This window comes from Scardovia wiggsiae F0424, assembly GCF_000269605.1.
Classification (GTDB): Bacteria; Actinomycetota; Actinomycetes; order Actinomycetales; family Bifidobacteriaceae; genus Scardovia; species Scardovia wiggsiae.
On the sequence record NZ_AKCI01000001.1, the window covers coordinates 963,371 to 986,189 of the forward strand.

General features: G+C 54.1%; 16 protein-coding genes and 1 tRNA gene. 4 read left to right on the plus strand and 13 right to left on the minus strand.

The window, feature by feature from the left end:
- Nucleotides 1-26: 26 nt before the first annotated feature.
- From HMPREF9156_RS0104350 to HMPREF9156_RS07205, 6 genes are all read right to left on the minus strand, one after another.
- Nucleotides 27-1,151, minus strand: coding sequence for an ABC transporter substrate-binding protein (locus tag HMPREF9156_RS0104350; RefSeq protein WP_007147572.1), 1,125 nt, complete (start codon nucleotides 1,149-1,151; stop codon nucleotides 27-29).
- Nucleotides 1,152-1,395: 244 nt separating this feature from the next.
- On the minus strand, nucleotides 1,396-3,168 hold the full coding sequence (gene argS / locus HMPREF9156_RS0104355; RefSeq protein ID WP_007147573.1) for an arginine--tRNA ligase: 1,773 nt from the start codon (nucleotides 3,166-3,168) through the stop codon (nucleotides 1,396-1,398).
- Nucleotides 3,169-3,213: 45 nt separating this feature from the next.
- Nucleotides 3,214-3,286 (minus strand) — tRNA-Arg (locus tag HMPREF9156_RS0104360).
- A 192-nt stretch (nucleotides 3,287-3,478) separates the two neighbouring features.
- Complete coding sequence (locus HMPREF9156_RS0104365; RefSeq protein WP_007147574.1) at nucleotides 3,479-4,192, minus strand: ABC transporter ATP-binding protein; 714 nt, start codon at nucleotides 4,190-4,192, stop codon at nucleotides 3,479-3,481.
- Between the two features lies 1 nt (nucleotide 4,193).
- Nucleotides 4,194-4,832 (minus strand): hypothetical protein, encoded by a 639-nt coding sequence (locus HMPREF9156_RS0104370; protein WP_231198067.1) that lies wholly within the window; start codon nucleotides 4,830-4,832, stop codon nucleotides 4,194-4,196.
- Nucleotides 4,825-5,178 carry a hypothetical protein gene (locus tag HMPREF9156_RS07205; RefSeq protein WP_017147500.1) on the minus strand — a complete coding sequence of 118 codons (354 nt, stop codon included), beginning with the start codon at nucleotides 5,176-5,178 and terminating at the stop codon, nucleotides 4,825-4,827. The genes HMPREF9156_RS0104370 and HMPREF9156_RS07205 overlap by 8 nt, the downstream gene beginning before the upstream one ends.
- A gap of 314 nt (nucleotides 5,179-5,492) precedes the next feature.
- Here HMPREF9156_RS07205 and HMPREF9156_RS0104380 point away from each other — a divergent pair, with 314 nt between their 5' ends.
- Nucleotides 5,493-6,122, plus strand: a complete 630-nt coding sequence (locus HMPREF9156_RS0104380; RefSeq protein WP_007147577.1) for a CYTH domain-containing protein — start codon at nucleotides 5,493-5,495, stop codon at nucleotides 6,120-6,122.
- A 74-nt stretch (nucleotides 6,123-6,196) separates the two neighbouring features.
- On the opposite strand, the gene HMPREF9156_RS0104385 is transcribed toward HMPREF9156_RS0104380, so the two are convergent.
- From HMPREF9156_RS0104385 to HMPREF9156_RS0104395, 3 genes are all read right to left on the minus strand, one after another.
- Complete coding sequence (locus HMPREF9156_RS0104385) at nucleotides 6,197-7,216, minus strand: co-chaperone YbbN (RefSeq protein WP_007147578.1); 1,020 nt, start codon at nucleotides 7,214-7,216, stop codon at nucleotides 6,197-6,199.
- 131 nt (nucleotides 7,217-7,347) lie between these two features.
- Nucleotides 7,348-8,415 (minus strand): hypothetical protein, encoded by a 1,068-nt coding sequence (locus HMPREF9156_RS0104390; RefSeq protein ID WP_007147579.1) that lies wholly within the window; start codon nucleotides 8,413-8,415, stop codon nucleotides 7,348-7,350.
- On the minus strand, nucleotides 8,408-10,096 hold the full coding sequence (locus tag HMPREF9156_RS0104395) for a prolipoprotein diacylglyceryl transferase (RefSeq protein ID WP_007147580.1): 1,689 nt from the start codon (nucleotides 10,094-10,096) through the stop codon (nucleotides 8,408-8,410). The genes HMPREF9156_RS0104390 and HMPREF9156_RS0104395 overlap by 8 nt, the downstream gene beginning before the upstream one ends.
- A gap of 172 nt (nucleotides 10,097-10,268) precedes the next feature.
- Here HMPREF9156_RS0104395 and HMPREF9156_RS0104400 point away from each other — a divergent pair, with 172 nt between their 5' ends.
- The gene (locus HMPREF9156_RS0104400) at nucleotides 10,269-11,234 is read left to right on the plus strand and encodes an FKBP-type peptidyl-prolyl cis-trans isomerase (protein WP_007147581.1); all 966 of its coding nucleotides are present in this window, start codon (nucleotides 10,269-10,271) and stop codon (nucleotides 11,232-11,234) included.
- A 38-nt stretch (nucleotides 11,235-11,272) separates the two neighbouring features.
- Here the strand turns inward: HMPREF9156_RS0104400 and HMPREF9156_RS0104405 are convergent, their stop codons facing one another.
- Complete coding sequence (locus tag HMPREF9156_RS0104405) at nucleotides 11,273-12,898, minus strand: malolactic enzyme (RefSeq protein WP_007147582.1); 1,626 nt, start codon at nucleotides 12,896-12,898, stop codon at nucleotides 11,273-11,275.
- Between the two features lie 147 nt (nucleotides 12,899-13,045).
- On the opposite strand from HMPREF9156_RS0104405, the gene HMPREF9156_RS0104410 reads away from it, so the two are divergent.
- Entirely contained in the window at nucleotides 13,046-13,951 is a 906-nt protein-coding gene (locus HMPREF9156_RS0104410; protein ID WP_007147583.1) for a LysR family transcriptional regulator, read from the plus strand.
- Nucleotides 13,952-13,966: 15 nt separating this feature from the next.
- On the opposite strand, the gene nucS is transcribed toward HMPREF9156_RS0104410, so the two are convergent.
- The 3 genes from nucS to HMPREF9156_RS0104425 are packed head-to-tail and all read right to left on the minus strand — an operon-like array spanning nucleotide 13,967 to nucleotide 18,622.
- Nucleotides 13,967-14,752, minus strand: a complete 786-nt coding sequence (nucS, locus tag HMPREF9156_RS0104415; RefSeq protein ID WP_007147584.1) for an endonuclease NucS — start codon at nucleotides 14,750-14,752, stop codon at nucleotides 13,967-13,969.
- A gap of 12 nt (nucleotides 14,753-14,764) precedes the next feature.
- Entirely contained in the window at nucleotides 14,765-17,734 is a 2,970-nt protein-coding gene (locus HMPREF9156_RS0104420) for an ABC transporter permease (protein WP_007147585.1), read from the minus strand.
- Nucleotides 17,735-17,752: 18 nt separating this feature from the next.
- On the minus strand, nucleotides 17,753-18,622 hold the full coding sequence (locus HMPREF9156_RS0104425) for an ABC transporter ATP-binding protein (protein WP_007147586.1): 870 nt from the start codon (nucleotides 18,620-18,622) through the stop codon (nucleotides 17,753-17,755).
- A gap of 389 nt (nucleotides 18,623-19,011) precedes the next feature.
- Between HMPREF9156_RS0104425 and HMPREF9156_RS0104435 the strand changes: the two genes are divergently transcribed.
- Entirely contained in the window at nucleotides 19,012-22,812 is a 3,801-nt protein-coding gene (locus HMPREF9156_RS0104435; protein ID WP_007147587.1) for an ABC transporter ATP-binding protein/permease, read from the plus strand.
- The last annotated feature ends 7 nt before the right edge of the window (nucleotides 22,813-22,819 follow it).

Consider the following 22,819-nt stretch of genomic DNA (forward strand, 5'->3'; position numbering starts at 1 on the left):
GCAGTCCTTCCTTCCTGGGCCCTGAGCTATCTTTCAATACCTTTAAGCACAGCCTCCTGGCTGGCCAGATACTTTCCGGTCGCCTGTGCCGCAGCGGCCGGAGCAGATTTTACCGGCCGGCCCTGCGCGTCCTTATACGCACCGGATTCGAAGAGGAAATCGAAATATTTCTGCCCTGAAGCATAATCTATAGCCCCAAAAGTAGATGTGCCGTTTTTCAGGCGGGAAATATCCCCCCAGTACTGACCGGAAGTAATGGCTGCCATACTGCGTTTTACAAAATCAGGCCTGAGCCCGGCGACTTTGCCTTCAGAAGAACTGGCAAGTATCTGTGCCGCATCGTCAGGGTGAGTATACGAGTACATGTAGCCTTCCTGGGTCGCTTTCACGAATTTCTCTGCAATATCAGGGTGCTGTTTTAAGTAAGAGCTGCTGGAGACTATGCCCAGCTCATCAGCATTGCCGGGTACACCGTAGTCGGGTTCAGTGAAACATTTCAGCTTAGGGCCGTACATTTCAGCCTGTATGCCCTCCCATGTGGCATAAAATCCGCCAAAATCAGCCCTCCCTGAAGACAGGGCGCTGAACGTTGATGTGCCTGCTGTGACCTTGTCGAATTCGCCTTTGCCTCCCGCTTTCCTGATCATCCTTTTGACAACAGCATCAGATTCGCTGCCGCCAAAAGTTGCAAAAGTCTTGCCGTCAAAATCTTTGGGGGAAGCAATGGCTTTGTTTGAAGCCAGAGAGCACCAGATAGCAGAAGTTTTCTGCTGTACCTGCATAATAAGGGAAAGCTGCCCGTCTTTGATGTTCGCATCTGCAACGTTAGCCATACTGGACAGCGTAAAATCAGCCCCGCCCCCGGAAACAGACTGCTCGGCACCGGTCTGGCTTGCTGCCAGGATATCAACATCAAGGCCAAGCTTCGCATAATACCCTTTTTCACGCGCCACGAACACGCCGATATGATTAGTATCGGGCGCCCACGACATCATAAAAACCACTTTAGCCAGGCCTTTGCCGCCTGTTTTCCCCCATGGGGCCGAACATCCGGCTATGCTGCTGCCCGCGATGAAAACCGCAAGCACTGCTGCGATGATTTTTACAGTGCGACGCCTGGAGTTACCTTTAACAAACACCTTCGCATGCATAACAGTAAAACTGCTCCCCCGCCTCCGGCACTAAGCCCTATACCTATGCGACGGCAGGGATCGGCAGAGACGGGAGGTTCAACCCCAGCCGCCCCGATGCCATGCGGGATCATACGTCTGAAGCCGTCACGTGCCACGCACCGGTAAGCTTGATAATTATGGGGCATCAGCAGGACATCGCCGGCACCGTACGGCACCCTGCCATGTTACAGCAGTGTCTGCAGCAGCATACTCCGCAGCAATGCTACATTTTATCGGGAGCTGTGACTGCCAGCAGCCCGAGGCCGTTCTCGAATACCTGGCATGCAGCATCGTTCAGCTTAAGGCGGGCGGCAGCGCAGGCAGGACCAGGGTTTTTGGCCGCGCGCAGGGCCTCGGCATCTGCCGCCTTTTCTTCCGGACCCGTCAGCGGCATGGGGACCACCCGTTCCGCAGCATACCACTGGTGGTATTTGCCTGCGAGATCCTCCAGATAATGGGCGATCCTGTGCGGTTCGTTAAGGTCCGCAGCTGTCAGCACTGCTGCCGGATACAGGGCCAGCTGGGCCAGCAGCTCGGAATCCGCCGCCGTATCCAGAAGGCCCAGGTCGGCATCCTCTCCGGTAATGCCTGCAGCCTGTGCGTTACGGTCAACATTTCTGGAACGCGCATGCGCATACTGCACATAGTATACGGGATTTTCATTGGAATGCTTCGACATCAGATCCAGGTCAATATCGATATTCTGGTTATACGTAGTCCGTTCCAGGGAATAGCGCGCAGCATCGACCCCAATGGCATCAACAAGGTCATCGATCGTCACTACATTGCCGGCGCGCTTGCTCATGCGGACCGGCTGCCCATCCTTGATAACGTTCACCAGCTGCCCGATGAGGATCTGCATATTGTAATTCTGTTTATCGCCGAAAGCCGCGCATACCGCCTGCAGGCGCTGCACATACCCGTGATGGTCAGCCCCAAGCATATAAACAGCAATATCTGCAGGATCCTGTGCACGGTGACGCTTATTGAGGTAGTAAGCAATATCGGCCATGATATAGGCTGCCTCGCCATTGGACTTAATAATGACCCTGTCTTTATCATCACCGTACTTTGTAGACCGGAACCATGTAGCACCGTCCTTCTCGTAAATATCGCCAAGGCTTTTAAGACGTTCTACAGCTTTATCGACCTCACCGTCCTCATAAACGGAGTTCTCATGGAAGTAGACATCAAAGTCCACGCGGAAATCAGCCATGGACTTCTTGATCTCATCAAACATCATGGCAACTCCGCGGTTGCGGAATTCTTCACGCTGCGGGCTGTCCCCTTCTGCCCCATCTTCAGCTTTTACGCGGGGCAGGCTGAGGATATCGATACCTTCAGCATGAGCCTGGGCGATAACAGCATCGGCAATTTCATTGATATACGTGCCTTTATAACCGTCTTCGGGGGTAGGCTCGCCATGGGCGGCAGCCACAAGCGACCGGGAAAACCTGTTGATCTGCTCGCCGTGGTCGTTGAAATAATACTCACGGATAACCTTCGCACCGTTCGCTTCCAGCACCCGTGCAAGGGCATCGCCGATAGCAGCCCAGCGTGTCCCCCCAATATGGATAGGCCCTGTAGGGTTTGCCGAAACGAATTCAAGGTTCACAGTTTTCCCTGCAAGATGGCTGTTCATGCCGAACCTGGGACCCTGCTCCAGTATCTCATTGACGATCTGGGAGGCAGAAGCTGAATCCAGGGTAATGTTGATGAAACCCGGTCCTGCTACTTCCACGGAAGAAATGCCGTCAGCCGCAGAAAGCACATCAGCAAACCTCTGCGCCAGGTCACGGGGTGCCATGCCTGCCTTTTTGCCCAGCTGCATGGCAATATTTGTTGACCAGTCACCGTGCGCCCGGTCTTTGGGACGCATAACGACGATTTCGCCGTCTTCAGGAAGCATGGTATCGGTAAGATCCCCGGCCTTCCCTTCAGCAACAAGGGTATGTGCGGCCTGCGCAATAATCTGTGCGAGTTTTTCAGGGTTCATGGGATCTCCATCTGTCTCCTGCATCCAGGAATTCCACTGTTTCCGTGGGCTTGAAGGGATTCGAACCCTCGACCTTCTGTTCCGGAGACAGACGCTCTATCCACTGAGCTACAAACCCGAGCGCTTCTACTTTAGCGTATCTGGCGGTCAAAATCGCCGGTCCGGGCGCGCAGGGTTTCATATACAGGCGCCCAGGCCCTTATTTAGGCCATACTGAGAGCCATATGAGGGCTCTGCCGCTGCTCATATATGCATGGACTATTTTATTTATCTTTTATCTATCCTGATGCCTGCCTGTTTTACTGCGTACCTACTGCATATCTGTTATTTTCCCGTCAGAAATAGTAATAATACTGTCGCACTGTTCAGCGAGCCGCATATCATGTGTCGCCACTATCAGCGCCCGAGGGGTATCCGGATCATGCGCAAGGCTGAGGAGCCGCCCTGTTATATCCGCTGCATTTTTATGGTCCAGCGCTGCTGTAGGCTCATCGGCAATAATAATCGACGGATCATTGACCAGGCACCGCGCAATAGCTGCCCTCTGCTGTTCCCCGCCTGACAGCGCATCAGACTTACGGTGTATCGCCCATTCCATCCCGACCTTCTGCAGCGAAGAAAAAACCCTGCTGCGCCGGTCAGCACGTTTCACTTTAGGCACGGCATATTCAAGCGGTATGGAAACATTATGCCCTACAGTCTCCGTCCCAATAAGCGCATAATCCTGACGGATATATCCGAAAGTGCTGTTCCGCAGCTGCGACAGTGTTTTGTCTGTACGCTTCGGCTCATGCCCTTTGATAAGCAGCGTACCCGAGTCCGGAGCCAGCAGGCAGCCGATAATATTGAGAAGGGTCGTTTTCCCGCAGCCTGAAGGCCCGACGACCGCGACTGCACGTGAGGGAAGGATTTTAAGCGATACTCTTTCCAGCGCCTGGACCTTTTCCCTTCCCTGCCGGTATGCCTTGCTGATATCCCGGCACTCCACAAAAGCAAAGTCCTCAGAACCCTGTATCTGCGCCATTTCAGATCACATCCTTCGAAGTAAGGTATCGTGTTGCCCGTACAGCTGCGAAAGCATAAATCAGCGCAATTATCCCAGCGATCACAGCAGCGGACTGATGATAAGGGGAAAGCATCGAATAGAACAGCAGCGGAGCCAGCGCCGGCAGGACTATAACGAATGCGAGGAAAGAATACACCCTTGTAAGGAGCAGGCTTCTGGGAGCACCGAACAGCCTGCGGACAGCCAGATCAGGCAAGCTTTCCCTCAATGTTTCAAGGCTTGCTGACGAAAACAGGATAAGCGCGATAAGCATAAGGGCAAGGGCTCCAACAATGTAAACTGCGGAAACGACAAGAAGGCTTCGGAACGATTCTGGCTGTTCACGGTCCAGGTCATGCTCAACAAGATACAGAAAATCATTTCTTGCCAGTTCAACAAGAGTGCCAAGATCAGCATCAAAGAAAACTGCAGAGCATAGTGCGGTTGATTTCTCAGTCTGCCCTACTCTCCCGATTGCTTCCCCAGGAAGAAAAATCAGTATTTTATTATTTAAGCTTCCGCCGTTTCCTTCAGGATCGAAATAAGACTGCCCCCGGGGGATATAGCCATCTGCTTTCAGATGATAACCGGCATAATCCACAGTTGAATGTTTATCCATATCCTGCACATCCGGTCCCAGAAGCATACAGAAAGGCTTGCTGCGGCATTGTGCTACAGCAGGCACAGCTTTCTGCGACTGCCATAACATCGCTGCTGCCGGCCGACATCACCTGTTTTGCCCATCGGATGGAATGGGAGGGGGAATAGACAACAGCCTGAGGGAATGAATCCCCTGTCGGGACAGCAACTATATCAATATTTTTCCGATCTAGAAAATCTTTCAGCTTTGAAATAGCGCCGCTTTTTCCGATCCGTTCACGATCGGCCCTGCTGAGAGCGCTGTCGTCCTGCACGACTAAAGAGGAATAGCTTCCCTGTATACCGAAAAGAATCTGTATGCACATTTTCAGCAACCCACGACACAGCAAAAGCAAAGAATATGATTATCACACCCATCAGGGCAGAAATAACAGTATTCTTTATCCGCATTCCCAGTTCCTTGCATCATGATACTGCCTGTAACCGTGTGTCCTGCTGCTAAGTTTAATACAGCCTGTCCCATACGGGACCTGTGCAGACACAGATGCACAATAGGGACAAAAACCATACGGATGGCTGCCCATGCCTTAGCCGTATCTTAGCGGATGTAAAGATATAAAGTACGCAGAAACATCTAAAATATGGGTGAAGAGCAAATCTACGGAATGGAGTTCCAGCGATGAGCGACCCTTTTTCTGATTTTGAATACGACCGCCGGTTTTTCTGCTACAGCCTTCCAGGCGACCTCACCATCAGCGAAGAGCCTTCCCTGATAATCCAGAGCTATTACATACATGAAGATAACTACGCTCTGCGGGTCCGGATCAGGGCTGCGAATACAGACGCACAGGTAGATGAACATACAGACCCCCTTGAGGCCGTTGATAAATACCGCAACCGTTTCCGCTCAGCATCGGTAACAGTCAAGGGCCCTTCCATGAGCGGGACACGCTACGAAGCAGACAGGGAGATCGACCCTGACATCGCTGTGGAACTCATCAGGCGGGGAGGCAAATCCTTAGTCAAAACACGGTATACCGCGTGGATAGGCGAAGACGGATGGAACCTTGATGTATTCGGCGGGGACAACTATCCGCTTGTAGCTGTGGAAACAAGCCGGAGCAAGCCTGTAACTAATCTGCTGATCCCCGAATTCTGCATCACCGAAATAACCGATGACTGGCGTTTCTCCAATGATGGCCTGGCCGAGCATCCCTACAGCAGCTGGAAAGACCGTTATATTGCCGAGCTGGATGCCTCCGGCCCCCAATTCCACGAAGGTTTCGGGACGAACCGCATATCAGCCTGAAAGGTGCAGCAGGGATAATGGGCAGACCGGCATATTGCCGGTACTGCCGGTACTGTGTCAGTACATTAAAATTGTCAGTACATTAAAGCGGAAAGCCGCGCACGCGCCCTGCGTACCCGGTCATCACCAGCCTCAGGGATAGCAAAATATTCAAGGAGCCTCTGCCTGACAGCATCAGTATTCTGCTTATGGCCTGCTGCGAGGAAATCGAGAAGCCTGCTGAAAGCATCCTCAATGTGCCCGCCGATCATATCGATATCGGCCACATCCATCTGGGCCTCCACGCTGTCCGGATCATCCCCCGCAGCCTGGCGCACAGCACGCACATCTGAGGTGCCGTTGCGGTCGAGAAGCGCAGCCTTGGCATACTCACGCGCCGCAACACTGTCATGGGGATCGGATTCGGCGATCTTCTTATACGCGGCCGCAGCCTTCGCATATTCACCGTTACGGGCAAAACCGTAAGCTTCTTCATGGCCGGCGGGGATCTGCGGTCCGGAGGGGCCGGCATCCCCTGCATCGGAAGCATCCTGTCCGCCGCTGCCCTGCGTGCTGTCAGAAGAATCAGGGCTGTCGTCACCGATATACGGTGCGTTCCCGGTTATGCCTGACTGCCGGGCTGCGGCTATAAGCTGCGGGAGTATCTGATCCCTGACCTGTGCAAGCTCGTCATCAGAAGGCATCCCCTGAAGGATCGGCATAGGCCTGCCGCCAATAAGCGCATACAGAGCGGGAGCGCCCTGCATCCGTAGCGCCTGGGCTATCTGAGGGTTCGACCCGATATCCATGCGGGCAAGCTGCATCTGGCCCTTAAGCCCGTTAACGATATCGGCAAGCTTCCCGGCCAGGTCAAAATACCTGTTATCATCCGACTGCCACATCAAAAGCAGGATCGGATACGTAGCTGACATACGGACCATCGATTCGAAGCCTGAAGAATCTACATCCGTCACATACCCGCCGGCTGCGGGGGCGCCGCCCGATTCGCCTGCAGCAGCATCTACTTTATGTTTAAGCGCCTCCAGGTCCACAGCACCGGCAAGGTTCATGCCCGAGAAAGGCTGGGGCTGTGCGCCGCTTTGAGAATTAGTCATAATATCCCTCTTTTATCCAGTTATCCAGTTATCCGATCACCCGCTATGCTATGCTGTGCTGTTCCCCATGCAGCGGTGCCGCCTCTGTTCAGGAGCAGCACCGTCTGTCATACGCAGCAGCCTGCTGCAGGTTACCGCGCCTCTACGGACACGGGGACCCGTTCGGCCCCCACACACTCCACTTTGGCATTAGAGCCGCTGTTCGCATAGGGGACGTATAAGGCAACCACATTAGTGTAATTGGCTACTATTGTCTGCTTGCCTTCCTGGTCACCGAACAGTGCTTTTTCTGCATCAGAGATCGGAAGCGATGTACGGTCCTCACCTGCTGTCCTTGTCCACGAAGAATCGATCTGGGCAATGACCAGCGCCCCCAGCTTCGCCCCTTTCAGGCGGGAGGCCTGGGCAGTCATAAGCACGCGGATCGCCCCATCCTTATATGTGAATGTCTGCTGCTGCGTACCGCCGTTGCGCTTCACACCGTCATCTATAGTCGCAGTAAGTTTCGCAAGTTCAGTGCGCAGGGAATCGTTCTCAAAACTCTTCGCATACTTGCTTGAAGATCCGTTCTGCAGGATATCTGCATACTGCCGTACCGCATCGGCAGGGGTCATAACAAGCCCGCCCTGATCTGCCATACCGGTATGGTTCGGATCATTGATCTCAGCAGAGCTTTTTGTTGCCGGGGTCTGCTGACGGAACGTAGGCAGCTGGACACCTGAAAACAGGCGGACCAGCCCCCACAGCTTATAATTCTGACGGGCAGAATCCTGTGAAAACACCAGCAGGCGGCCTGACTGCTGGTTTTCTGTGGTCGTTGTGATGGAGAAGATCGAACGCGGCCAGTTTGCCTCAGTCGGGATCATGATCTGCTGCACGCCGTCAGGGATATCTGCAGTCTGGTCTATGGAATCCGTTGCCTTAGCTACTGCCAGCTGGCTTGTCCGCACTGTCAGTTCAGGGCCGGAGGCAAACTGTTTGAGCGCCTCAGTATCTTTTGAATCATCAAGCTCTAAAATACGCTGGATGATACGCTTGCGGATCCTCTCTTCCTGGCTTACCGTTACCACTGTTGTATTCGACATGTCCGTTTTCTTAGGTCCGGGAGTACCACACGAAGCAAGGGCAGCCACAGCAGCTATACTGAACAGGGCAGCCCCTGCCCGCTTGGCAGTCCGTATCCACTTATCTTTAGTCATTGGCACCTCCGCTGCTTTCGGTATTCTCATCAGTATTCCTGTCCGTGCCGCCGCTGTCGTTGCCAGTGGGACCAGGAGCCTCAGCATCATCTGCGGCCGGCCCCTGGATATCACGGCTGCCATCCAGCGCCGATTCTATGTCTGTTATCTGTGTATTGTCAGAGTTTTCAAATAGCCTGCGGCGGGCAGCATCTTCTTTTTCATCCGCAAGGATATCAACTGTATTATCTTCCGGAGGCTCGGACCCTTCGCGCCTGACACGCTCAAGCCATGCTGCCATTTCGCTGAACGATGCGGTAGTAGATGCATCTTCAGCTGCCTCGCTGCCGCTGCCCTCTGCACCGGAAGGCCTTTCTGCGGCCCGGGCTGCCAGTGCGGACAGCCTTTGATTTGAGGGGCTGTCAGCATCGCTGCAGGAACCTCTGTGCGAACGGGCACGGTTGAGTATATCGGCTGCAGTCACGGCAGAATCGGGGGATCCGCCGGCAGTAGCATCACTTCCCTCTGAAGCATTATTCCGGGCTACCCGCTCAACCATATTCGCCCTTCTGGGATCAACGATCGCAGGTGTCCCCGAAGCAGCATCCAGCTGGGAATCAGCAGTAAGCGCCTCTTCAGCGCTTATCACTCCACGGTTCCTGCGCCGGAACAAGCCGCGTCCGCGCTGCCGGCCGGGATCACGGTGGGTAGGGACTACATCAGGCCGCTGATACCGGAACTGCTCTGTAACATCCATAAGCACCTGTGTCTGTTCTGCATCCTGATGCTCAGCGCCATCTGCCGCCAGATTCCTTTTCGCCTTTGGCCGGCGCTTGAATGCAGCGAGTATAGTAGCGCTCAAAATAGCAAGTACGGCGCACACTCCGGCAGCGATGTACCATGGCCGGCTAAAGTTTACAGGCGTGAGACGCACCCAGTCCATCGTTACCGAACTGATTGGCCGGGACGAGCCTGCAATAACAGCCTTCCCGTCAGAATCTGGGACATTCACGGTCACAGACCCCTGGTTACAGGTAACGGACTGCCACAGGTCAGAACTGCGGAAGGTATCCATGCTGCTTTGCGCAGCGGTGCCGCCTCCAACCCGTGAGGAAAGGGAAGACCATGATGCCAGCCCGGTGAGGACAGTATGCTTTTCGCTGGCTGCCCATTCAGAAATATCACGTGCATTGGCAACCGCCACACATACTTCAGTACCAGTTCTGCCTGTAACTTTTACCGTCAGGCGGGAACCGCTGATATTCGCCACACCATCGGCCGTATATACAATATTGGTGTTCAGGTTTTCAGCACGCGCGCTTAAAGTGTGCCGCGGCCCCCATACCGTTGAAAACAATATCCCGGCAACAAGCGCAATAACGGCAGCTACCGCAAAAAATGGCGCCAGTATATACCGTGCAATAAATTTACGTGTGGATTTCCGTGTTTTTCGCGGCCGTTCGCGATGCGATGCCCGGCCGCCGGATCCCGCCTCAGCTTCGCCTTCCTGACCGTTATCAGAAACATCAGCTGTATGCCCCGCATTGCCATCCTGCAGCCGGTCTTCCGGCACAGCAGCGCCCGGACCCTCGCCGCGCCCACTGTCCCCGCTGCGGAAAGCCAGCCTGCTATCCGGCTCACCGGCCTGAGGACCACCATTCTCTTCAAGCTTCTCATCAGTTTCTGTTTCGTTGTTTGTCACTATGAAGCTCCTGGTTTTTCCTTTAACGTACCTATTTTAACGGAACATGGGCATAACTCCCTCATACTTCGCCCGAAGCTGTAGAAATTCAGGAGGCTTTCAGGGTTTTCCCACTCCCGGGGAGCGGCCCTCATACCCATCTTTTTACACTCGCCCCACTACCATAGGTACTATGGTAAATAAGACTGTTCGAAAAATCGCGTACACCCTTACAGCAATAATCTGCACAGGGGCCATATGCATAACTGCGACCGCCTGCGGTTCATCTTCACAAAAAGAAGGGACGAAAGATGCTTTCGCTGAACTGAGCGACAAACCGTTCACCGTCAAAGGCGAAATGGGTAAAAAGCCCACGATCACTTTCAAGACCCCCTACGATGTAAAAAACTATACCTATCAGATTGCCCGCGAAGGCAACGGGAAAAAGGCTGAAGACGGTGATCAGCTATGCCTCCATCAGATAGTGCTGAATCCCTCTACAGGAAAAGAGATCAGCTCCACATGGGCAAGCAGCCCTGTATGCAATACTCTCCTGACTAAATCGGGGATGCAGGAGGGGTTCTACAAGCTTTTCAAAAATATGCGGGTAAACTCAACTGTTGTTATTGGAGTAAAAAGCAGCAGCACTTCCACGCAAAGCAGCTCAGCGCAGCCCGCCAGCTACCTTCTCGCCCTCACCCTGACCGATGCGAAGAAAGTGCCCACCCGCGCATCGGGTACACCAGTTACCCCTACCAACCCTTCGCTGCCTAAAGTAGCCCTGGGGAAGAACGGGGAACCGTCAATTTCAGGGCTTGATACGTACAAATCCAATGGAAGCCTGGTAGCGCAGACGCTTATCAAAGGATCGGGCGCAGCAGTCAAAGCCTCTGATACCGTGACCGTGCAGTATAAAGGCTGGCTTCTGGGCGGAGACGCCAGCAAGCCGTTCGACAGTTCATGGTCACGCGGAGGCCCCGCGACTTTCAGCCTCTCCCAGGTGGTCAAGGGCTGGACGAACGGGCTTGCCGGCCAGACTGTCGGCTCACAGGTCCTGCTGGTAGTCCCTCCGTCCGAGGGTTATGGCGATACCGCGCAGAACGGCATCCCGGCAAATTCGACCCTCGTGTTCGTTGTTGATATCCTGAGCGCCCAATAAAACCGGATTCGGAAGCTATCCTGAAGCTATTCCGGCAGCTAATTATACTCCGGTACCCATTTTTCAGATGCGATAGCTGCATCGATATCAGTGATATCCTTACGGTTCAGCTTCTGTTCAAGTACACTTTCAACAACGGCATGGGCGATAGTATCGGAGAACTCCGTCAGGTCAGAAACAGACGGAAGCACAGCAGCGCCCGGCTTAGAGGCATCAACGATACCTCCCAGGGCATGGCTTGCACGGGATATCGTTTCGCCATTAAGTACTTTTGCGCCAGATACCAGGATACCCAAGCCAAGCCCGGGATACATCAAGGCATTATTTGCCTGCCCAATCTGATACGTCACACCATTGTATTCAACATCCGCAGCAGGTATGCCTGTGCCCACGAGCGCACGGCCTTCCGTCCAGCGGATCAGGTCCTCAGCCTTGGCCTCAGCGAGCTCTGTGGGGTTCGACAGCGGGAAGATAATAGGCCGTTCGGTATGGGAAGCCATCTCCCTGACGACCTGCTCCGTAAAAGCGCCGGCCTGGGTAGATGTGCCGATCATCACTGTGGGATGTACCGCCCTGACGATTGCCAGAAGGCCTGTCAGGCTATCTGCATCCTCAAATTCAGAACGCTGGCGGGCAAATGGCTTCTGCTCTTCAGTCAGGCCTTCAGTATCCTCAAACAGCAGCCCCTGCTTGTCAACAAGGTAGAAATGCTTTCGGGCTTCCTCTTCGCTCAGGCCTGAACGGACCATCTCATCCATAATGAGGTTTGCAATACCAACGCCGGCAGTCCCTGCACCAAAAGTCAGCACACGCTGGTCAGCAAGCCTCTCCCCCGAAATATTGAGGCCGCCAAGGATGCCTGCCATGGAGACAATACCCGTCCCCTGCACGTCATCATTAAATGTTGTGATCCTGTCCTGATACTTTTTAAGGATTCTCGTAGCATTCGAGCGCCCGAAATCTTCCCAGTGGAGGTAAAGCCCCGAGAACAGCCCCTCAGCTGCCTCAACGAATTTTTCAATAAAACCGTCATATCGCTCCCCATATATCCGCGCATGACGGTTCCCCAGATACAGAGGGTTTTCGCGCAGTCTTTCATTATTCGTACCGACATCAAGGGATACGGGCAATACTTCTGCAGGGTCAATACCGGCAGCAGCCGTGTAGATCATCAGTTTCCCGACAGATATCTCCGACCCGTTCGTCCCCCAGTCGCCAATGCCCAGGATACCTTCGGCATCAGTGGCCACGATAAGGCGGATATGGCGTCCGTCAGCAGCATTTTCAAGGCTTGCCCGGATATTTTCCGGATGGTTGATATCCAGATAGGCTGTTCCCTGCGGCTGGATGAACAGCTCATGGTAATGTTCAATATCCTGCGCAATAACAGGGTCGTAGACTATCGGCATGAATTCCACCAGATGCTCTGACATCAGCCTGTAAAACAGGACCCTGTTCGTATTGAAAACCGTCATAAGGAAATTGCGTTTTTCAATATCCGAATCTTTGGAAAGGAACTGGGCATACGTCTGTGCAGCCTGTTCCTCCAGTGTCTGGACGTGGATAGGGAGCATCCCTGTTAAACCGTATTCTTTACGCTCCTCTACTGTAAAAGCCGTACCCCTGTTCCGAAAAGGGTCGTTCAAAATTGCCTGGCCATCCATAAAATGAACCTCCTTAAACTGCCAGTATAAATGAAAATTATGGTACATATTATGTATCCCTACAGAGCCTATAGTCAAACCTGATAACAGTGATAGAAGACTCCTATATGATGCGTTATGTAGCATCGAAACCATAGGATAGTATAAATGCGGTTAAAAGACATCCAATATTTCATCGCCCTTACCGAAGAAAAAAGCTTCACCAGGGCAGCTGAAAAGTACCATGTCAGCCAGCCTACTATTTCATATGCTATAAAACACCTTGAGAATGACTTCAAAGCGCAGCTGATTATACGGAACCAGTCCCACAAAAGGATGGCTCTGACGCAAAACGGCAAAATATTTTATAAGCACGCAAAATCAGCCCTGTCAGAACTGGGAAAGGCGCAGGAAGAGATTTCCAGCATAAACGGCGCAGTCATACATGCGGGTATCCCTAATACTATCGCTTCCTATTATATGGCAGCAATAATCCCCGCACTCGAGAAGGCCGGCATCAGCGGTAATGTGGCCCTGACTGAGGGCAGTTCCCATGACTTGCTTAACGCTCTTGATAACGGTGATATTGAGCTGGCAGCGATATTCTCTCTGGAACCACTCACAGTCCCCTACCTAAAAAGCGAGACGATACTGCATATCCCTTTTGAAATCACTGTCAGCCCGCAGCACCCTCTGGCGGACAGGAGCAGCGTCAGGTTTGAAGAGCTGGCAAATGAAAAATTCATTTTATTGAGCCCAAAAAGCAGCCATTATAAGGCATTCAGGCTAATTTCACGCAAAACTGGCACCTACCCTTCTATCCTGTATCAGAACAAGAATATCAACATAGTCAACAGCATGGTAGAAAACAACGCAGGGATCGGTTTTCTGGCAGATATCGACCCGTTAAAGGACAGGGGGAGGCTCCATCATCTGAAACTGGAGAATACGTCAGTACCGCCGCTTCTGCTGAGCATCGTCCAGCCCAGGCAAAAGCAGCTGTCCGCCATACATACGCTGTTTACGGATATTTTTAAGGAGATAATTAAAGGATCCCTGCCGGCAGCCTGCTGAACCCGTCAGGACAGCTTAGAACAGCATGATCTCGCTGGAATTGTCATCCTTCATTTCCTCATAATCAAGGATAAGGCATTCAAAACCGCGGTCTTCCGCCAGGGTGCGCGCCTGTGCCGTGATAGTCTGTGCGGCGAATATCCCGCGTACCGGCGCCAGCGACATATCACGGTTGAGCAGCTCACAGTAGCGCGTCAGCTGTTCCACACCGTCAATACCTCCGTGACGCTTGATCTCAATTGCCACATGCATGCCGTCAGCATCCACTGCCATGATATCCACCGGTCCGATAGCAGTTGGATATTCACGGCGCACCAGTTTTGCGCCTTTCCCTATGCGTTCGATCTGCACGGCAAGATAGTGCTGCAGATGGTCTTCAACCCCATCCTTGGTCAGCCCCGGGTCTTCGCCAAGATCAAAATCACTGTCGCTGAAAATATCCCACAGCGCAATAATGAGGGTGTCGGAAGACTTGTCAGCCGATACGTGAAGGAACTTCCTGGGAGGGGCAGGCATATCCTGGGGGCCGGGAACACCTTCAGGGGCCTCATCCCTATCGCCCCTGCCCTCACTGTCGATATCCATATCGGTGCACGCAGACGCATACCGGGGGCTGCCCTTGCTGATCTCACGCAGCGTACATGGCGCAGCCATCCAGTTGAGCGGTTTATACGACCCAAGCTCGGAAAAGATCAGGCAGCTCTGATCAGCTTTAACCAGTATCACCCTTTTTGCTCGGGGAAGCGAAGCATTGAGGCGCCCTGAATACCGGGCGGAACAGTCTGCAACTATTATGCGCATGCCCCAAGCCTATCATTCATCACTAACGGCATTGAGAACCGGTATTTTAAGGGCGCTTCGGGCCGGCCACAGGCTTGCTATAAGGCCTATCACTACAGACAGCCCCAGGAATACGAGGATCTGCTGCCATGGGATATCCAAAGTCCCCAGGCCATTATCAGTGTAGACCTTCTGGACAACTGCCCCTGCAGCGACCCCGGTAATGATCCCCAGCACAGTGCCAAGGACAGATATCATAACTGCCTCTATGGCTATCATGCCCCTGACCTGCCCGTTGCCGGTACCGATAGCCCGCAGCAGGCCGATCTCCCGGGTCCGTTCAGATATTGACAGCGCCATAGTGTTGACTACACCAAAGACTGCAATAATGATCGACAGTGCCAGCAGCGCATAAATGATCACCATGATGCCGTTGATCATCGTAGCGATCGTGGATTTGAACTCTTCCTTGTTGAGCACAGAGATCACGTAATATTTCTTGACTTTTTCCTTTATCCTTTTCTGGACTGCGTTCAGGTCCGTACCCGGTTTTGCAGTAACGTACATGACTGTTGTATGTTCAGCAGTGGTTTTCGACAGCTTTTCGGTCACGGCCTTCGGAAGGAAGACAACATAACTGAACTCCGTAGAATCGGTAATGGCGCCGACCCTGGCTTTGGTCTCGCCCTCTGCCGTAGAAAGGGTAAGGGTCTGGCCGACTTTCCATTTATTATTGTCAGCCAGCGTTTTGCCTACAACGAGTTCACCCCTGTTCACAGCGGAATCGGCAGTGCCGCTGACCATGTGCACATCCATGACATCCCTGAAATAGTTCCCTGAAACATTGACGCTCCTGCTTCCCATGCCAGAAAGCTCTTTGCCGTCATACTTCACATTGGTTACAAGGTTCATGCTGGTCACGGATTTGACACCGCCGACCTTTTCCAGATCTGCCTTCAGATCTGAGGGCAGAGGCGATGTTAAAACTTGCGAGCGCACAACAAAGTCCGACTTCATCCCGTTATCAACTATCCCCGCTGTTGATGCCGTAATGCTGGAGGTCAAAGTGCCTACACAGCTGACAATGGCAAGGCCGACAAAAAGCGCAGCAGCCGTGTTCGCAGTACGGCGTTTGGACCTGTCAAGATTGCGCGAAGCCAGTTTCCCGGAAACCGGGAAAAGGAGCTGCGGTATAGCCCCCAGCACTTTCTGCGCAGGTACCACCAATGAAGGCGTGATAATGATGACAGACAGCACTACGAAACCTGCGCCGATGCCCAAAGCAACGTCAGCAGGCAGCGAATTGAGCCATCGGACCGGAGTCGGCCCTTCGCCTGCCTTTCCGCTGTACATTGCACGGGCAGCGGCGAACCACCAGAACAGTGCCCCGATGACCATCATGGCAAGCCCCAGCCACCCGCGCAGCCGGGTAGGCTTCTGAGGGTTGACAGTTTCATTCATCGCCTGGATTGGAGGGGCCAGGGCAGCCCTGCGCGCAGGAAGCGCTGCACCGATAAGGGAAATGATGAGCCCCACGGCAAAGGCAGTACCGACGGCATCAAACCCGGGGATTGAAGACCCTGACATCGCAAAGCCGAAGCGGGCAAGGCCTGCTGATATAAGTGCGATCATGCCCCATCCCAGAAGGACGCCAATCACTGAACCGACAACACCCATCATGAGCGCCTGGATGATCACGGTGCTGAACACCTGGCTCGGGCTCGCCCCTACTGAACGCAGGAGGGCATATCCGCGCATAGATTCGCGTACTATCATGGAGAAGGTATTGGCAATAATGAATGTACCTACAAAAAGTGCAATGAAGGCAAATATCAGGATCATCGGCTGGACAAACCCCATAGTGTCGTTGATACTGTCCTTCTGCTCGGAACGCAGGGTATCGCCTGTGACTGCACTGGCCTTATGCTTCCCTGAATTTGCAGGGGCGTTTTTGATCTGTGAACCGATCTTCTGCGCAAGTGCTTCCTGCTGAGACTGCGTCAGAGGTTTTCCGTTATTGGTATCTCCATAGACCGTTATTGATGTGACGTACTCATTTGCGGAATCAATGGCTTCCTGGCGTTTACGTTCAGCCTGTTCCCGAGCTTCACGGAGCCTGCGTTCCTGGAGCTCCTTCTGCTGCGCGGCACTGCGCCTCGCCTGCGCGGAGGAAAGTCCGGAACCTGCGGAGGAGTTCTTCTTAACCCCGGCAGAGGGGGATGAGGAAGGGCTGGGGGCCGATGCGGGGGAACCTGAAGCGGATACGGAAGAACCGCCTGTACCTGAAGCAGAGGAAGCCGCAGCTGCCTGCGCTGCAGCATCAGACGCCTGTTTGGAAGTTGCACCGCCTGTGAGCATATACGCGGTTTCCTCCCTTGCTGTAGAAGGGTCAATGCCCACAAAAAGGGTCCCCTGGGCGACTTCATCCAGCGTAAAGATACCGCTGACTTTCACTTTCTTCGGGCCGCTGGGATATACAAAAGTTGTGCTGTCCCCTGTTTTCAGACCGGCAGCATCTGCTGTCGCCTTAAGCAAGGCTATCTGCTCCAGACCCTTCGGATACGTACCGGAAGTAAACCGGGTAGAACGCCACGTGGCATCTTTAGCCATCGATACAGTCGTTACACCCGCTGTCCCCGATGTTACCACTTCTTCATTCCTGCCCACCAGGGCTGTACCGCTTACCGTAGTAAGGGCAAAAGCTGTCGCAACTCCGGGGGTTTTCTTTATTTCCGAAACCAGCTTTTCAGAGACCGTATTATAATTTGCCGACGAAGACGCTAAAGAACCGAAAGAGGCTGAGGACCCTTCTGCCTTATCGGCACCGCGCACATAAACATCGCCTTCGCTTGAGGAAGCATATGCAGCGGCCAGCTGGTCTTCCAGCATATTCCGGAAACTGAACGATCCCACAATAAAAGCGGTACCCAGCGCAATGGCGATAATAGACATGATAAAGCGCGTAAAATGGGAGCGCGCATCCCTGAAACCGATTGTAAACATGCCTCTGCCTACCTTCCTTTATTCGTTGCCGGAAGCGAAAACATCAAGGATGTCGTCGTATGTGGGTTCATCCATATCATTGGTAATGCGGCCGTCAGCAAGGACAAGGACGCGGTTGGCGTAAGACGCTGCTTTCGGGTCGTGGGTCACCATAATAATGGTCTGCCCGTCTTCCTGTACAGAATTGCGCAGGAAGGACAGTACTTCCCGGGAAGACCGGGAATCAAGGTTCCCTGTAGGCTCATCCGCAAAGATCACTGCGGGCCGCGACATAAGCGCACGGGCGCAGGCGACCCTCTGCTGCTGCCCTCCTGAAAGCTGGCTTGGCCTGTGGTCCAGGCGGTTTTTCAGCCCTACCACATCTACGATCCGGTCGAACCAGCTGCGGTCGATCTTCTTATGCCCTATCTGCAGCGGAAGAAGGATATTCTCTTCTGCGGTAAGGGTAGGTACCAGGTTGAAGCTCTGGAAGATGAAGCCTATCTGCTCCCGGCGAAGTTTCGTCAGCTGTTTCTGCTTCATTGACGATACTTCAAGGCCTTCAACTATCACCTGGCCTGAGGAAGGGGTATCAAGACCCGCCATACAATGCATCAATGTAGACTTTCCTGATCCTGAAGGGCCCATGATCGCCGTCATTTTTGCCTTCTCAAAATCAACATTAAGATGGTCCAGCGCAACTACCTGCGTGTCCGCAGATCTGCCGTATACCTTATAAAGCCCTATCGCACGGGCAATAACTTTATCCTTCGGGATATCACGGATACCAGCGTGCCTGGCATGATGCGGGGAGGCGCTGCTTACAGTGCCGTCGCTGTGGAGCCCGCTGCCGGCACCGGTACTGGTGACGGGGGCTGTGAGGTCTGCTGTTCCTTCTGATGCGTCCATAAGGTCCTGCCTTTGCGTCCTGTTCCGGCCAGGCTATAGCTGCTGCCGGAATGCTAGCTTGCCGACGATTTTAGCACGCAGCAGATAAATCATCCGCCGGACCCTGCCCCCGCTATTCGCGCTCCAGACCCTTATACTTCTTATACCCCTTCATACCTTTTATACCCTTTATACACCGCAATGCCTGCGCTATTTTCCCTGCTCCTGCCCGTTCCCCGATGCCTGCTGCATCATGTCTGCTGCCCTCAGCTCTGCACTCCTTGCCCTGCACTCTCCGTTCTACACTCCCTGTTCTACACCCCCGGTGAACTTTTACATTCCGCTGGAAAGTTGTTCCATGTTCCTTTACTATGAGTGATAGCTATTCGTGATGAAAGAAAATAGAAAATATGTTCAACAAAAAAATGATGCAACTGCCGGGCGTATCCGTAAAACGTTCTGTCCTCATTGGGCTGCGGCGGTCCCTGTCTTTTCTCACCGATATTGCCATTATCATCTATCTGGCGGATATCCTGGCGCTGCTGTGCGGCGCTCATACTTCCGGCGGATCACCGGCGGCACACGTATACGGCTGCTTCCATTCAGTTCTCCCGGCTGCTGCCGGGGCGGCAGCAGCGTCAGTAACTGTGCCTTCGCTGATACTGGTAGTGGTACGCATACTCCTGTCGCGGACCGCAGACTCGGCTGCAGTAAAAAGCGACGAAACGGTTGCCCGCGCCCTGACGTCTGATATGACGCATGCATTCCTTGTACCGCAGGATATTTCAGTCAAAAGCCTGAAAAGCAGCGGGAGGCCGAACCAGACCCTTGCTATGCTTGATACTGAGGGGATCAAAACTGTCTGTTCGTATTTCAGCAATTTTATCCCGGCAATGGTGCAGACAGCTTTTATGATATGCACTGCGGTCCTTATTTTCCTGCCTTTCAATGTATGGGCCGGTATAGCCATTGCTGCCGGGATGCTTGTGATGCCGGTATTTGCCAACATGATCCGCGATTCCAACCTTAAATATCTGTCTGCGCATCTGTCCAAATATGATAAAGTCGGGATCCACTTTGAACAGGCGGTGCGGGGCCTTTCTACCCTGACAATTTTCAGGGCCGATAAGAGGGAATCCGAGAAGATCAGAGAGGAATCTGAAGGCTTCAGGCGTATAACTATGCAGATCCTTAAAGGGCAGCTGCGGAGCCTTATTGCTGCAGATTTCGTTATAGCGGCAGCTGTGATAGCTTCTGTCCTTATTGCTGTTTTTACTTCTGCGCCTGCAGCCCCGGTCGGGGCTGCAGGTACTGCCCTGCCTGCAGCGGCATTCAACGGGATCCTTGTAGCGGTACTGGGGGTGCGGCTTTTCATCCCCGAACGGTCCCTGATCTATCTGGTGCACGATGCAGCAAAGGCAATGAAGCTCGGCAGGCAGATCGTTGAGGTCCGGGATGATTTCACAGCTGGACAGCAGGCCTCTGCCACAGTCCCGCTGCCTGCGCCGGATACTGCCTCAGTACCTGCACCTTCCCCAATCCCTGTCCCGGCCGGGGACAGCAGCGGCGGGCGTCGTGTCCGCGCTGGCACCGCCGGCACCGGCGCAGATACTGCTGTTACCAGTACTGCCGGCGATGAGCTTATTTCCCTGTCCGGCCTGTCAGTAGCATACAGCGACGGCTTTGAAGCCCTCCGCAGCATCACTGCCTCATTTAAAGCCCATGGGTTCGTCGGGATCGCCGGGCGGAGCGGCAGCGGCAAGTCAACACTTGTCAATGTGCTTACAGGGCTTCTGCCGCAATACGCGGGTTCCGCCGTTATTGATGGACGGGAAGCCTCCTCGTACAGTTATGCGGAACTCTCCCATCTCGCAGTGGCGGTCCGCGGTACAGATACATTATTTGCCGGGACTATTGCGGACAACATGGATATCGGAAAGCGCGGCATCAGCAGAGAGCACATAGCCAGTGCACTTAAGCGGGTGGATATGTGGCCGAAGATTGAAAGCCGGGGCGGGCTTGACGCACCCGTCAGTGCCGGCGGGTCAAACTTCTCAGGCGGGCAGCGCCAGCGGCTGTGCATCGCTCGAGGCTTGCTGCATGACGCACAGATATACATTTTCGACGAAGCGACAAGTGCAGTGGACGCCGCCCATGACCGGGCCCTGGAGCGGCTCCTCCTGGACCTTTCCCATGAAGCATGTGTCATCGCTGTTACCCACAGGCTTTCCAATATCCGCCATGCAGATACGATCATGATGCTTGACGGCGGGAACATCGCAGAAATGGGGACTTACGACGAACTTATGGGCATGGACGGGCTTTTTGCAGACCAGTGGCGGCATCAGAATACTGTTGAGAATGCAGGGGCCGCGCCAGAGCAGGACCGCGGGCATGGGCCGAAACCGGGAGCTGAAGCGGCAGCACCGGCAGAGAGTATCCCCGTGCCAGCTTCGGATGCCGGCAGCAGCAGCCCGGCAGCAGCCGTCAGGGGCGCACCGGAACCTGTACCCGGCAGCAGCCCCTCATCCCCATCCGGCAGCGCGGCACTTTTCCGCACCGTGAAGCGTATGGCACGATTCCTGGGCAGCCACAGGAGGACCGTAGCCGGTGCAGCTGCCGCAGGGCTGACTGGGCACCTGCTTTCAACCATCGCAGTCATGGCAGCAGTCATGGCGATTTTTACAGGATTCCAGGGGCACACGGCTGTATGCGCCCTGCTGGCGGTTATCGCCTCAACAGCCGGGCTGGTGCGGGGGATGTTCTCTTTCCTCGAACAGTACCTCAACCATCAGGCAGCATTCAGTATTTTACGGGATGTCCGGGTGCTGGCTTTTGACCATGTACGCTCGCTCTCCCCCGCAGGGGTCGCCGGGAAAGCCCGGGGCAATCTTGTCACAGTCCTCACTGAAGATATTGAGCTGCTTGAAGTATTTTACGCCCATACCCTTTCGCCGCTTATGATAGGCGCAGGCAACAGCATCATTATGTGGGCAGTACTCAGTGCCATCCATCCCCTTCTCGGCGGCATAGCCCTCGGAAGCTACCTGATCGTTGGCATACTGATCCCCCTCTTCTTCGCAGGCCCTACGAGTGCATATGCGTATAAAGAACGTCAGAGCCAAGGGCAGGTGCACACACAGGTCCTTGATTACCTTGACGGGAAAAATACCCTTCTCCAGTTTGACGCCAGCAATGAAGCGTACTCGCAGGTCATGGATGCCAGCGGCACCATGCTGGGAAGCCGGTCACACGCAACTTCATACCGCTACTCAAATATGCGCACTGCAGATGCCGCAAGCCTTATCATGCTTATCCTGTTCACGCTTGCCGCTGCTTCCCTGGCGGCCCACGGGAACCTGCCTATTGCACCAGCCTTCGCCGCCGTCACCGGTTTTGCCACATCCTTCCCTTCCCTGATCTCAGTATCGCGGCTCGGTGCGGGGCTGCAGCCCACCCTTGCATCCGCCAGGCGTGTATTTGCACTTCTTGACGAAAAACCCGCAGCAGCACCGATCATTGACGGAGCCCGCATCGAAACCATGCCTTTTACCGGCGAGGCTGCATCGCAGATGGGCTTCAGCTACTCAAACGGCAGAGCCGTACTCCGGAATATCGACCTGACGATAGCCCCCGGCAGCAGCATCGCTGTCCAGGGGCCGAACGGGGCAGGGAAATCTACCCTCATCGACCTGCTTATGCGCTTCAGGGTACGCAGCACCGGGAATATCAGCATCGACAGTACGGATATCAATACTGTTGCCACCGACAGCCTGCGTACCGTACAGACGCTGTCAAGCCAGGATATTTTCATATTCGACTCAACACTCCGTGACAATATCGCCGTCGCAGACCCGGATGCCTCTGAAAACCGCATCATGCAGGCCGCGCATCATGCCTGCCTGGATGATCTCATTGACCAGCTGCCGGACGGCCTGGATACACAGCTCAGCCGCAACGGTTCGCAGCTGTCTGACGGGCAGCGCCAGCGTGTAGCCATTGCACGTTCTTTCCTGAGCAGTGCCAGCCTCATGTTCTTCGACGAGCCAACGAGCAATATGGATGCCCTGCTCGAAGCAGAACTGATGCAGTCCCTTATGAAGCATCAGGGCAGCAAATCCTATGTGATCGTTTCCCATCGGGGAAGCACCCTCAGGTATGCGCAGGAACTCTTCACGCTTGACGGTGGGTCACTGGCCAGGATCCGCTGACCCTGCT